This is a genomic window from Paenibacillus sp. PCH8 (genome assembly GCF_002968835.1).
Taxonomy (GTDB): Bacteria; Bacillota; Bacilli; order Paenibacillales; family Paenibacillaceae; genus Paenibacillus.
The window spans coordinates 1,353,807-1,367,481 of the sequence record NZ_PKQK01000001.1; the positions used below are offsets into that span (position 1 = coordinate 1,353,807).

The following is a 13,675-nucleotide window of genomic DNA, read 5'->3' on the forward strand; positions in this document are numbered from 1 at the left end:
AACAGCCAGGAAAGGGCAAAAAGTTGCAAGCTTTAACAGAAATTATAGAAGTGGAGGAGAGTTGTACATTGAAACAAAAACGTAGTATAGGTAAAACCATGCTATCGATCTGGCTAGCAGTTTTACTAGTCTTGCAGACAGTGGTGTCACCTGCTGCTGTATATGCCGATGACGGATCTGGCTCGCCAAATGTAGCTGAATCGCAATGGGTACCTGAGGTAGTGAACGATCAGGAACCAACGATTGAGAATCTGCCCTCGGCACCTGAGGTAGGGAACGACGTACCAGGTGAACCATCGACTGAAGATCCACCATCGGTACCTGAGGAACCGGACGATGTGCCAGATGAATCGTCGTCTGATGTTGAGGATGATTCGCCATCCAAAACAGCACTCCAGTTGATGGCAGCAGAACCGGCGGACAAAACGACAGTGTTCATGGATGCTAACCCAACCTTTCCACTGACGGTGACGCAGGGAACGGATGTTGCTCCAGGCGGTACGATTCAAGGCCGACAGGCGTTTACTCTCAAATCAGAGCGCCTCAGGGTGCCCGTGATGGGAGATTATGCGGGTACGGCCGACCAGGATGACACGACCAAGTACATTCAGAAGGGCGACTCGATTGAGCTTAAAAGGGATTCCTACTTCAATGAAGTGGTGTTGCCAACAGCTACCAAAGCCTTGATGGCCACAACTGATTCAGGTGTGAAGCAGCTTGGCATCGCCTATTTCACTCCGGATAGCATCAAGATTGTTTTTAATGGTGACGATGGGTTTTTTAACGGTGTCGGACGAGCGGTTACCTTCGGCTTCGAAACCACTGCCAACTCGGATGTAACAGGCTTGAATTACGGCGAAACAAAGCCAATCACAATTTTCGGGGGAGTATACGAGCTAAAAAACCCGGATGTTACAGCAGCGCATAGTATTACTTTAAGCTCGCCTGGAACGATCAGGTGGGACCAGTATAGTTATCGTGGTATTCAACCGGCACAATTTGTTGAGGGTGCGATTACTTGGGAGTCAACCGTATCGGCATTCGATCAGTTTGATAAAACAGTTAAATTGCCGTTAGACGGGAAGGTATTCTATACGAATCCTTCAACATATAATACTGGCTTTGGAAATGTTCGTGGTGTCTATATGGAGGGTTCATTCAAAGTAAACAACCAAGATGTAACGCCAGTCATTGGGGCAGATGGATCGCTGACTTACACTTTTCCACAGGGAACAGGTCTGGATCCAAAGGTTGAATATAAAACATGGATTCCAAAGGAATCTTACTATTATGAATATCGGAATCCGCCAGGCAATCTGGGTCGCAGCTACCGGGATATGACTGGAAAAGTGGAACTGAAACACGACAATATTATGTTGGTGCAGGCAAGTCAGGAAATTTCTTTTGCTCCCGACTGGATTCAAGCCAGCGCCTCGTATGACCATGCGAATGAAACCATTACCTGGAAAGTCACTGTTAACCAATATAACAAAAAAGGGTTGAAGGACTTTACCATCACCAATGTATTACCTGCTGGGCTGGAATTTATATCAGCTGAATGGCGGGAGGATGGCGCTGTATCTGGAGAAACACCAATTACACCAGATTCAAATGGCGTTTATTCCTTTGGAGATATGAATGGAAAAGTAGAATTATGGATTAAGAGCAAGGCAATAAGCGGCTCCAGCTTCCAGATTGATCCTCGTGCCAATTGGAATTTGGATACACCAGATGGTATACAGAACAACGATGTAATGACGGGTAAAAGACCTATCGCAGTGACGGATGAGGCAATCGTCAACATCGGCGCACACACGTTTACCAAAACAGGCGCAGTATCAAACGAAGATTATAACCTGGGTAGCATCACGTGGACCGTTAATCTAACGCCACAGTATGCCTTGCCCAATGCGGCGGTATACGATGTCCTGGTACATGGCGGTGATTTGAACGTCTTGGACAACGCTGTAGATGAAACCAGCGAAGTGAGTGCGGACACAATTGCCAAAATCATAGCAAATGTCAATTCTGCGCAGCTTTGGAAGCAGTATAAGGCGGGAACTCTAAAGGCGAATGCAACCGGTTTGACTATGAAAGCTATTCCTTTAACCGTAGACGGTAAAGTGGTAGCGGATTTGATCAAGGTGACCGGGTACACTGAAAAAGCTGCATCCTTCAGCTTCCGTGCACTTGAAACTAACCCGAACATCCTCTTTAGACAGGATTTTAACGCAGGGAAAACAAGCTGGAATCGGGCTTTGCTCATTGACGGTGAGACCGTAAAACAAGCGCAAAACAGCGCTAATCTACACCTGCGAATGCTGAATAAGGATATGCTTACGGCATCCTATCCTATTAAGGGGGATGGGACGGCTGATACATGGTATGGTCCAAACAACATTCAACGCTATATCGGGTATGACAGCTCTTCAAGTGGCGATGAATATACTGTAGCCGCTTATGACCGGACAACCAAGACAGTCACCTTCCGCCTGGGCGTCAATATGCCGGGCTACAACACAGTTGAAATGGCGAAAGACGGCGGAAGTCGAGTCATCACCAATGTGAAACTGGTGGACACATTGCCGGAGGGCTGGGAATTCGTTCCTTTTGAAAATGGAAGAGATTATGAGCTGTATAAGGGCTACTCGGATAATGGAAGCGGCACGGGCTTTGGAACTCGAAACAATGCCGTGTCCATCATTGAGCCGAATGACCCTGCTCATGTGGTGAATTTCTCCCATAGTAGTAATGAAGGTATCTTCAACTTCTCCAAATTGGAAAGTCCTTATGTTATTTTGGTGAAGGCAAGACCTTCCAATACTACTTTGCAGGAGTATTTAGACGAATACACGACGAATGGTACAGACAAGCAAGTGGTGTATAACAAAGCCGATCTTCATATGACATGGGGCGGAGATGAGAAGGTCATCACTGAACAGCGTAAAGTTATTGTACCTATTCAGACGCTGGGCAAGTCGGTAACGAAGCCATTTCCAGGTGTTTTGGAATGGACAGTGAACTATACCCCTCCATTCAACATGGATCAGGGCGTTTATTTACAGGATACCCTGGGCGCAGGTATGAATCTACGCTATGAAGAGAACGGACAGCTTGTGCTGATCGCACCGAGTATTGCAGTTTATCCTGCCAAACTGACGGCCAGCGGTACTCTGGAACGGGATGGTGTTGCCCTGAATCTCAGTGACCCGAATGCTGAAGTTCAAGTGGAAGCCAAGCCGGGCGAGGATGGCACCACGGTTCTAACATTCCAAATGAAAGATCCTAATCAGTTCTATCAGTTTGTGTATCAAACTGAGGTTGATACTTCTAAAGCGAAAGCTGGCGATAAACTGGGCAACGTGGTGAAGCTGATGGGCGATGATAAGCTAAAATCTATTAGTGCCAAAAGTGAAAGCACACTGGACAATTCAGACGTAGCCGGCAGTTCAAGCTCCAATGCCCTGCTGCCTCTGAAAAAGGTAGATCCCAACAACAATCCGTTAAAGGGCGTACAGTTTACACTGTATAAGAAAAGCGATGGAACGGAAGTTGCCAAAGGAACAACCGATAGCGGAGGAAAACTGAATCTGCTATTCCCAGATCCAGGATATTATGAACTGAAAGAAACGTATATTGACACAACAACATGGTTGCCAACGACAAGAATTTATCAGGTATATGTTGGGAACACACCTGGAAAGCCCATCTGGGTTGACGGTGTGAAAGTAACCTCTGATAATCCGCTGGTTGTACCTACGCCGGCACAAGGGAAGCTGACCATTACCAATAAGGTGGAAGGGAACGGCAGCGATTCGTTGAAGAATTTTGAATACACCGTGAACTTCACGGGTGAAGGCAAGGATGGAACGTACGCCTATATGAAGTCGGATAGTACATCTGGCAAGATTAAGAGCGGAGATAAAATCACGCTCAAACACGGGGAATCGGTTACGCTCTCGGCATTACCTGCGGATCTGGTCTATTCCGTAACCGAGGCCGATTATACGACGGTTGACGGCTATACAACCACGCCAGAGACGAGAGAGCTGTCTGGCACAATCATGAATAAAGGCGATCACAAGGCAGACTTCGTCAATGAAAGAACCGTGAACAAGCTGACCGTCAGCAATACGGTCATGGGCAATGGCGGTGACAAGACGAAGGAGTTCGAGTACACCGTCATCTTTGAGGATGCAGGCAAGGATGGAAGCTACGATTACGTGAAATCGGGCGACGTCACGGGCACCATCAAGTCCGGTGATACCTTCAAGCTCAAGGATGGAGAGACACTGGATATTTCGGATCTGCCTAAGAATCTGAAATATACAGTTACCCAGAAGGAATACACCATCGATGAATACGTGACTATTCCTGAAGGACGGTATTATACCGGAGTCATGGAGGGCCAAGATGAAGATGCACCGTTTACGAATGTACGAGTATTGAAGGGCGGCCTGTTAATCAGCAACACAGTTAAAGGCAAAGATGACGACAAAAAGATGCCATTCAAGTACAAGGTCACCTTCACAGGTGAGGGATCGGATGAATCCTACGACTATGAGAAGTCAGACGGTAGCAAGGGCATGATCAAGAACGGGGATACCTTCGAACTTACAGATGGTCAGACGCTCACTGTGCAAGGACTGCCAACCCATCTCCAGTATAAGGTGACCCAGGATGATTATACGAAAGATGGCTATGTGACGGGTCCAGAGAGTCTAACTCACACGGGCACTATTCCAGAGAAAAAAGTGTCTGAAGCACATTATGTCAATACTCGCCCGTACCTGGAAGGCGTGCTGCGTAACAACAACACAGGAGAAGTCATTCCGAATGCGCCGATTACGGTAACCGATCTGAAGACAGGCGAAGAGATTCGGACGCAGACGAATGAGAAGGGTGAATATTCAATTCCAGCCGTAGCGGATACGGACTATGCGATCACATATACGAAGTGGTATCGGGTAGGTGGTAAGGATGTACCTGTCGAGTTCACGCAAAAAGCAAATGTGAACAGCAGTGTAACGGACGAGACTGTTCCAGCAGACATTACGGCCGTGGGAATTGTTCTGTTCAAGCAAATGAATGGAACAACAGAGCTATTCAACCATTTGTTTACTAGCCAGATGCATATCTATTTGAAGGACAAGGATGGCAATTATATTAAGGAGAATGGCCAGCTCAAGGCCTTTCCAATGGCACCGAATGGAACTTTCTCCGTGGAAGGGCTAAGCGAGCAGAAATATACAATGGAAGTTCGCTATACAGCTGACACAGGCGAGGAACTGCTCCTGAAGGTGACACAACTGGACGTGAAAGCGAACGGAGAGCTTAATATTTCCGAGGAATTGGTTGACCCTTACGGTACGGTTTATGATGTAACGACAGGGGATGCCAGCACTGGCAAGAAAATTGATGGAGCCAAAGTTACACTGTATTATGCGGATACGCAGCGGAATAGAGATAAAGGTCGCATTCCGGGTACCAAAGTAACGCTTCCTGCGGTTCCAAATTTCCCGCCGCACGATAACGCGAGTCCAGAGCAGGATAGCGATGTTAATGGCTTCTATGCGTACATGGTATTTCCTGAAGCAGATTACTATCTGATCATAACGAAAGACGGATATGAAACGCACACAAGTGGTACAATTTCAGTCGATTTTGACATTGTAAGATACGATGTACCAATGAAGCCGATCCGATCTGGTGGCGGTAACGGTGGCAATGGAACGACTAACCCAGGCAACGGAACGAGCAACCCGGGTAATGGTACCACCGATCCGGGCAACGGAACGACTGACCCCGTTAACGGAACTGTGGAACCGGTCAACGGCACCACCGAACCGGTTAATGGAACTACGGAGACGGTTAACGGCACCACCGATCCAGATAACGGAGCTACAGATCCCGGTGACGAAACAACCGAGCCAGGTAACGAAGCTGCAGATCCCGGTGACGTAACGACCGAGCCAGGTAACGAAGTCACCAATCCGGTTAACGATAATACCGACCCGGATAACGGAACGACTGAACCGGGCATTGTTAACAGCGGAACCGATAACGACGTGAACGAGCTGGACGATGCTCCGAAAACTGGAGATAACAGCGTATCACCATTCTTATATATGGTTTTGGCGCTGATGTCTTTGATGACGATCGGGTTCTGTCTGTTCGGTAACAAGAAGAAAAAGCACATTCAGTAATGGAAGGGAAGGCGTTAAGAAAATGAGCAAAACTAAAAAAATTCTTATCGCTGTTTCCGTGCTTGTGTTGGTAGTTTCTCTTGTCAGTCTTGTGAGAACTTTCTTGCGAGACTATGCCGAGAAGCAGAAAATCGAAGAGTTAACAAAGATTTGGAAGGAAGGATCAGATAGAGGTGGAGGGGATTCAGTTCCCTCCATTTTGTTCGATAAGAACAACGAGCCGGTTATGCTTCCCGAATTCCGAGAGCTTTATGAGAGGAACTCAGACATCTTCGGCTGGCTAATGATTGATGGTACCCGAATTGAGTACCCGGTCATGCAGAACCCACAGGATTCGGAGTACTATCTCAATCATGATTTTGATAAAAATGAAAACCAAGGCGGCCTTCCCTTTTTGGACGCGCATAGTGTGGCCAACAATTCGGACATTTGGCTAATTCATGGTCATCACATGAAGAGTGGTTGGATGTTTAAAGATTTAATGAAGTACAAGAACGAAAGCTTTTATCAAGAACATGCTACGTTCCAGTTCAGTACACTTTACGAAAAGGCAGAGTATGAGATTGTGGCTGTTATTCTATCCAAAGTGTATCGCAAATCGGACAACGTTTTTAAATACTACCAGATTGAAGATGTGAGTACGCCAGCCGAATTTGATTCTTATCTTCAGAACATCCAAAAACTGGCCCTTTATGATACGGGTGTAACAGCTCAATATGGTGACCAACTTATTGTACTGTCTACGTGTGAGTACTCGACTGAACATGGCCGGTTAGCGGTTGTTGCCCGAAAGCGTTCGTGACGATGTTAACACACTAAATCAATCTGATTCAAATTGCGTCCTCCCCTTGGAGGGCGTGATTTTTTGTTCCAGATCTGTCCCAGAGAAGATGAGGCGTTATACCCATATTCTTTTATCAAATTGCGTGAATTCCCGATGGGTTGTAGCTTGAAATCTGCAATAAATTCTCTCTAATTTTCTAGCCAATTTCACCTATTTTTTCCATTACAATTGTGTGCTTTTTATTCCCAATATATATATAAGTTATTCGTTTACTGTATAACCTATCGATGTTATACTCACTTTATTCCAAAAGAATTTGCAAAAACATGTCGAATTGAGGCTTATTAGGATGATTATGGGTAAACAATACGGCGAAACGATCATCCTCATCCCATCACTTGAACCGGATGAGAGACTTCCAGCCTATGTACGGCAATTGAGAGAGTATGGTTTGACGAATATTGTTATTGTGGACGACGGATCTGGTGAGGCCTACCAGCCGATCTTTGAGGAGCTCCGTGAGAGTGGTTGTGCTCTGCTTAGGCATACGGAAAATCAAGGAAAGGGTGCCGCACTCAAGACCGGCTTTCAGTATATAGGACAGCAGTACGGTGCATCTTGCTTCGTTGTCACTGCGGATTCAGACGGGCAGCATGCAGCAGAAGATGTATACCGCATTGCCCAGGAAGCCAAGATCCACCCGGACGAACTGGTTCTTGGGGTAAGAAACTTCAGCGAGGGAAACATACCGCCGAAGTCCCTGCTAGGCAATCGGATGACCTCCTCCATCTTTGCCATGTTATACGGTAAGAAGTTGTCAGATACCCAGACCGGGCTCCGCGCTTTCGGGCCCGGACTGCTTGCATTCATGCAGGATGTTCGCGGCACGCGGTTTGAATATGAGCTGCAGATGCTGATTTCATGTATCCAATCCGGGATACCGATTCATACGGTACCCATTCAGGTCATCTATGAAAATGGTAATGCGGGTACGCATTTTAAGGCAATCCAGGATAGTGCCCGGGTTATGGGTGTACTGTTCTCGAATTTCTTCCGCTTTATCTCGTCATCGGTAGCCAGTTCTGTGGTCGATTTGGGCATTGCCTGGTTTTTGATCGACTTCCTGCGCCCTATTATGGGCGAACAACACTATTTAAGAATTCTACTCGCAACCGTGATTGCGAGGATTATTTCGATTGTGGTCAACTATGTTCTGAATCGGTATTTTGTATTCCGCAAGGAGAGTAGCCGGGGAAGTCTATGGCGCTATCTGACGTTATGCGGAGTTGTGATCTTGCTTTCCAGTACCGGGGTATATGTATTCCACACCGTGTTCTTCGTGGATGAGAAAATGGCGAAATTTGTCTGTGATGCCTTGCTGTTCCTGCTCAGTTTTCAATTGCAGCGAAGATGGGTATTTGCAGCTAGGAGGAAGCAGCTGTAGTGCAAAACGAGAAGAGGCAAAATATCTTTTTTATCATCACGATGATTCTGATGACGATTTATTTGCTATGGCGCACGTTCTTTACGCTGCCATGGGGCGAAGGTGTGCTGAACGTGATTTTCGGCATCCTCTTGATTGTAGCTGAGACGTTAACTGTACTGACAACCTTTGAATTATTCTTTCAAAAGATGCAAAAAGAACGGACACAACTTGATTTTCCAACCGCCCCGCCGGAGTATTATCCAGATGTGGATGTATTTATCGCTACGCACAATGAGCCAGTTGATCTGTTGTATAAGACAGTTAATGCCTGTACGTTCATGGATTATCCGGACAAACAGAAGGTACATATATATATATGTGATGACGGAGCACGACCTGAGGTGGAGGAGCTTGCCAAGCAATTTGGTATCGGCTATCTGGGGTTCCCCGGTAACAAGGATGCCAAGTCCGGTAACCTGAACAATGCTCTAAGCAAAACCTCATCTCCGCTCATTGCGACTTTTGATGCAGATATGATCCCGCAACACACCTTTTTGATGAAAACGGTCCCCTATTTCCTGCTCTCCACGTTTATTAAGGAGAATGGAGAATGGCGCCTTCGCCAAGAAGATGAAATGGACAAGAACTTCAAGCTGGGGCTGGTGCAGACCCCGCAGAGCTTCTACAATCCGGATCTGTTCCAGTTTAACCTGTATGCAGAGCAAGGCATTCCGAATGAACAGGATTTCTTCTCCAGAGAGGTTAACATTCTGCGTAACGCCTCCAATGCGGTAGCCTACACAGGAAGTAACACGATCATTTCCCGTCAAGGCATGGAAGATATCGGAGGTTTTCCGCTAAATACAATCACCGAGGACTTTGAGACAAGCATCCGCTTGCAGCAAGAAGGCTATATTACCTATGCGACTCAAGAGGTTCAAGCTGCCGGGCAGACGACTACAACGGTGCCGAGTATGATTAAGCAGCGGATTCGCTGGGCAAGGGGTATTATTCAAAGCTTGCAGAATACGCGTGCTCCCTTATCCGAGAAGCTTCCTTTCTGGACGAGAGTGACCTACATGAGCAGTTTCTTGTACTGGTGGTCCTTCTTTAACCGGCTGATTTTTATTTTGGCGCCTATTTTGTTTGCGTTATTTGATTTTCAGATTGTTAACACAACCTTCTGGCAAATCTTAATATTCTGGCTTCCATCCTATTTCTTCTACAGTGTATCCATGCGATATCTATCCAGCAATATTCGGAATCAGCGATGGAGTCAAGTTATTGATACCATATTTATGCCTTATCTGATCTGGCCGGTTCTGCTGGAAACCCTGGGCATCCGCGAGAAGAAATTCAAGGTGACGAACAAAAGCAGAGCGAACGGTCGACAATGGATGTCTGCTCTGGTATATGCACTTCCGCATATCTTCTTGCTTTTGCTTTCCATTGCGGCAGTGATTCGGTATGTCAATGGCAAGTATGGTATCGCGCTGTTCTTCAGCAGTATTATTATTTTCTGGCTGATTCACAACATGATTGCACTGTGCTATGCCCTGTTCTTCATGGTTGGCCGTCGTGCGTACCGGGAGACGGAGCGCATTCGGGCACAAGAGGATGTAACCATTCAATATCAAGCCAGTAATCTGAGCTATCAGGCCAAAACGGTGGATGTATCCGAGAATGGGATTGCCTTTTACGTCCCTTATCCCATTTATTTGCCGGAACAGGAAACCATCTCACTGGTGGTGAAATCCGAGCGCTATGAAGCGAATCTCGATGCAGTTATCGTATATGTAAAACAAGATGGAGAAGGTTGGCGTTATTCCGCAACGGTTCAGCCGAAGGATGAGACGGATAACCGTCAATACATGCAGCTCATCTATGATCGCAAACACTCGTTGCCTGAGCAGATGAATCTGTGGGATACGGCCTATGACGATATGCTTCGCAATGTCAAAAAACGGATTGTTCAGCCCAGATCAGATCAGCGAAAAATGCCACGGCTTTCCCTTGCGCTACCAGTTGATTTTACCAATAATGCTGGCTGTACGCTGCGCAGCTTCAATTACCGTTTCTTCTCTGCAACGGGTCTGCATGGTGATATTTCACCAGGGACGGTCGTTACGTTTTATACCCATAATAATATTGAAGTTATTCTTCAGCATACGGGCAAAACAACAGCCAATCATCGCGAAGTGCTTCTCTCCGTTGAGAATATCGATGATATTGTGGAGCGGGGCCTAATTAGTCAATTGTTGAATGATTTGACCCATCCACATGCCGAGAGTTTCACCAGAGAGGGTTAGGAGAGATAGAGATGCTCATTATGCTTCAATTTGTGATGGGAGTTTTATTGATAGTCTCCTTCGTGGGATACATGCAGTTTGTGCGGAAGGCACTTTCATTACGTTGGGAGTTCATCCCTGTGTTTGTGTTTTCCTCAATCGCCTGTCTTGTTTTTCTAAGTGGTTTGGCAGGGCAGCTCTATACGGGCAGCCTTGTCATTCTAATTGTAGGTGTGCTTTTGTATGGTGGAACGGTGTTTCTTGGATTACGCCGAGGGACAGCCTTTCGGTTGTCCTTTTCCATATTCCAATTTTCATTCCTGGCAGGGACTTTTGTTTTCTTGCTGGTACTCTTTCAGAACCAATTAACACATTACGATAATTTCTCCCATTGGGCGATCGTATTGAAGCAAATGCTCAGCACAGATGCTTTTCCAACACCCGATTCGAGCCTGATTGATTTTAAAAACTATCCGCTGGGAACTTCGTCATTCATTTATTATGTCTGTCACTTTATGGGACACTCCCAGTCCGTGATGCTCTTGGCACAAGGTCTGCTGATCTTTTCCTGTTTTTACGCCATGTTTGGCATCGTTTCCGAGAAGAAACGCTTTCTGTTGTACGCTTTTCTCGGGCTCGGATTATCTACGCTTTCTTTTTTTAACCTTACGATTCGGATCACCAATCTGCTGGTAGACTTCTTGCTCCCGATCTACGCGCTCGCAATCCTGGCAGTTATCTACCAGTATCGGCATGAGCTCAAAAAGGCATGTATCATCGTTCTTCCACTGGCGGGATTGCTAACAATCATCAAAAGCACAGGGATTATTTTCGCGGCCATCGGCCTTATGTTCCTGGTGTATACATGGCTTACACATGGGCAGAAGTCCAGATGGAAATCCGCGCTGGCTATGGTGGGCACGATCTGTGGTGCATTGGTTCCTTATTTTGGCTGGAGCTGGCGAATGGCAACGGTGTTCCAAGGGGTAGATAACAAATTCGATGTGGCTACCTCGGGGGTTCAGGCTGGCAAAACGCAGGAGCAGATGCAGGAGATTCTGTGGACTTTCCTGAAGGCCAGTACGGATCTGACGACACGTCCTGTGATTGGGATTGTTATTTTTCAACTTATAGCGATTGCAGCTTCTGTATTTGCCATCGTTGTGCTCAAGAAGAAGTGGAACTTGTGGAAAGCATTGATTGCCCTGGACGTTGTATTGTTACTGTACTATGCAGGCATTCTGGCACTGTATCTCTTCTCCATGCCGTTGGATGAGGCGATTGTACTGGCAGGCTTTGAGCGTTATGCGTCGAGTATCGTGGTGCTGTTCGCTGGTGGGCTGGTGTTATGTGCTGCGATCGATCTGGAGCGTTCCTTTCACTACCGGATCGGTGAAGTGCCTGATTATCAAGCCTTTAAGACAGTTGAGACGAAGGGCCATTATCAAAAGGGAATTATCGGTTGTATGGCGATTGCCGCCACCATTCTTTTGTCAGAATACAATGGTATTGTCTCGATTGCCAAAAGCTACGATACGACGCTTCCATACAAGATTCACGCGGTTACGGGTGATCGGTGGTACCAAGAAGGGCAGGAGGATACCAACAGATATCTCTTCTACGCTTCAGACAGGGACCAGCAGGTCACGAATTATTACATGCAATATGTAGGAAAGTACTTCTTGTATGCTCCACATGTGGACGGGATCGTGCTGTTCTATGAGGACAATATGGACAACCTGCTGAGCAGCTATGATTATCTGGTGGTTGTGGAGACGGATCTCAATGCCAAGTATTTGCTGAAGAAACATTACGGCATCGACATGCAGGAGGGTATCTATAAAATCACCCGTTCCGGGGATCAGATCGTTCTTACACTGACGTGAGATCATAGGTATGGGAATCCGGCTCTGATCAGGTCAGGTGCAATAATAATCTCTATAGTATTCAATAGCAGAAGGCCCGCAGATTATTCTGACGGGCCTTCTTTGTGTTATTTCCATTTCTGGTGATATCGTAGCTCGGATTAATCGACACTTTCAACTTCAACAGGCTTATCATTAAATTTATAGCCAACACCGCGAATCGTGCGAATGTAATGTGGTTTTGCTGGGTTTTTTTCGAGTTTCTTTCTTAAATTGTAGATATGCACCATGACCGTATGCGTATCTCCCATATGAACATCATCCCAGAGCAGCGAGAATAGCTGCTCGTTTTTGTATACCCGGTTCGGATTTTTGGCAAGGTGAAACAGGAGCTTGAATTCCTTGGCTGAAAGGGAAACAGGCTTGTTGTCAACCAGCACAAGATGAGTGTCGGGATCAATGAGCAACTGATCAAATTTTAACGTTTTATCAATTTCCTCTACCTGCTTATGCAACAAATTGCTTCTTCGAATATGTGCTTTAACTCGGGCGATCAGCTCAATTGGACTAAACGGTTTGGATATAAAGTCGTCTCCACCGAGGCCAAGCCCAAGAACTTTATCAATATCCTCATCCTTGCAGCTAACGAACAAAATGGGCATAGTGCTCGTTTTGCGAATTTCACTACAAATTTGATACCCGTCCATCCCCGGCAACAGCACATCCAACAGGACCAGATCAGGAGCATACTGGTGCGCAGCTTTAATTGCATCCACACCATTATAGGCCGACAGGGTATGGAAACCCTCTCTTTTCAGTGAGATCGCCAACAATTCATTGATTTCCTGATCATCATCGACAATCAAGATTGTATGTTTAGAAGACATATGATATCCATTCTCCTTATGTATAGCTTGCTGGTATTGCTTGTGCAATCGTTGCTTCTCCAGCAGCAGCATACCGTGCCAAAAGTCTCAAAAACGCTCTGGTTCAAGTATCGCATGTTCATAGAAATAAGTCGATTGGATTCATTAGATTTTAAATGAAATTGAGGTTATCTTGAATTTGAATTGATGGTTTAACGTTTAGGGCTATTTTATAATGTA

At 46.1% G+C, this 13,675-nt stretch carries 6 protein-coding genes; 5 read left to right on the plus strand and 1 reads right to left on the minus strand.

The annotated features are described in order from the left end of the window. Window positions 1–68 precede the first annotated feature (68 nt). From C0Q44_RS06070 to C0Q44_RS06090, 5 genes are all read left to right on the plus strand, one after another. Entirely contained in the window at window positions 69–6,206 is a 6,138-nt protein-coding gene (locus C0Q44_RS06070) for a DUF7601 domain-containing protein (protein WP_105406459.1), read from the plus strand. 22 nt (window positions 6,207–6,228) lie between these two features. Beyond that, window positions 6,229–7,008, plus strand: a complete 780-nt coding sequence (gene srtB, locus C0Q44_RS06075; protein WP_105406460.1) for a class B sortase — start codon at window positions 6,229–6,231, stop codon at window positions 7,006–7,008. A 331-nt stretch (window positions 7,009–7,339) separates the two neighbouring features. Further along, complete coding sequence (locus C0Q44_RS06080) at window positions 7,340–8,434, plus strand: bifunctional glycosyltransferase family 2/GtrA family protein (RefSeq protein WP_105406461.1); 1,095 nt, start codon at window positions 7,340–7,342, stop codon at window positions 8,432–8,434. After that, window positions 8,434–10,725 (plus strand): glycosyltransferase family 2 protein, encoded by a 2,292-nt coding sequence (locus C0Q44_RS06085; RefSeq protein WP_105406462.1) that lies wholly within the window; start codon window positions 8,434–8,436, stop codon window positions 10,723–10,725. The genes C0Q44_RS06080 and C0Q44_RS06085 overlap by 1 nt, the downstream gene beginning before the upstream one ends. 119 nt (window positions 10,726–10,844) lie before the next feature. Beyond that, window positions 10,845–12,590: a hypothetical protein gene (locus C0Q44_RS06090; RefSeq protein WP_146113430.1), complete on the plus strand. Its 1,746-nt coding sequence runs from the start codon at window positions 10,845–10,847 to the stop codon at window positions 12,588–12,590. A gap of 140 nt (window positions 12,591–12,730) precedes the next feature. Here C0Q44_RS06090 and C0Q44_RS06095 read toward each other — a convergent pair whose 3' ends face one another. Beyond that, the gene (locus C0Q44_RS06095) at window positions 12,731–13,456 is read right to left on the minus strand and encodes a response regulator transcription factor (protein WP_105406464.1); all 726 of its coding nucleotides are present in this window, start codon (window positions 13,454–13,456) and stop codon (window positions 12,731–12,733) included. Window positions 13,457–13,675 lie beyond the last annotated feature (219 nt).

Bases quoted from the DNA above. Each gene is read 5' to 3' on its own strand.
- C0Q44_RS06095 (WP_105406464.1), bottom strand. From the start codon at position 13,456: ATGTCTTCTAAACATACAATCTTGATTGTCGATGATGATCAGGAAATC.
- C0Q44_RS06080 (WP_105406461.1), top strand. From the start codon at position 7,340: ATGATTATGGGTAAACAATACGGCGAAACGATCATCCTCATCCCATCA.
- srtB (WP_105406460.1), top strand. From the start codon at position 6,229: ATGAGCAAAACTAAAAAAATTCTTATCGCTGTTTCCGTGCTTGTGTTG.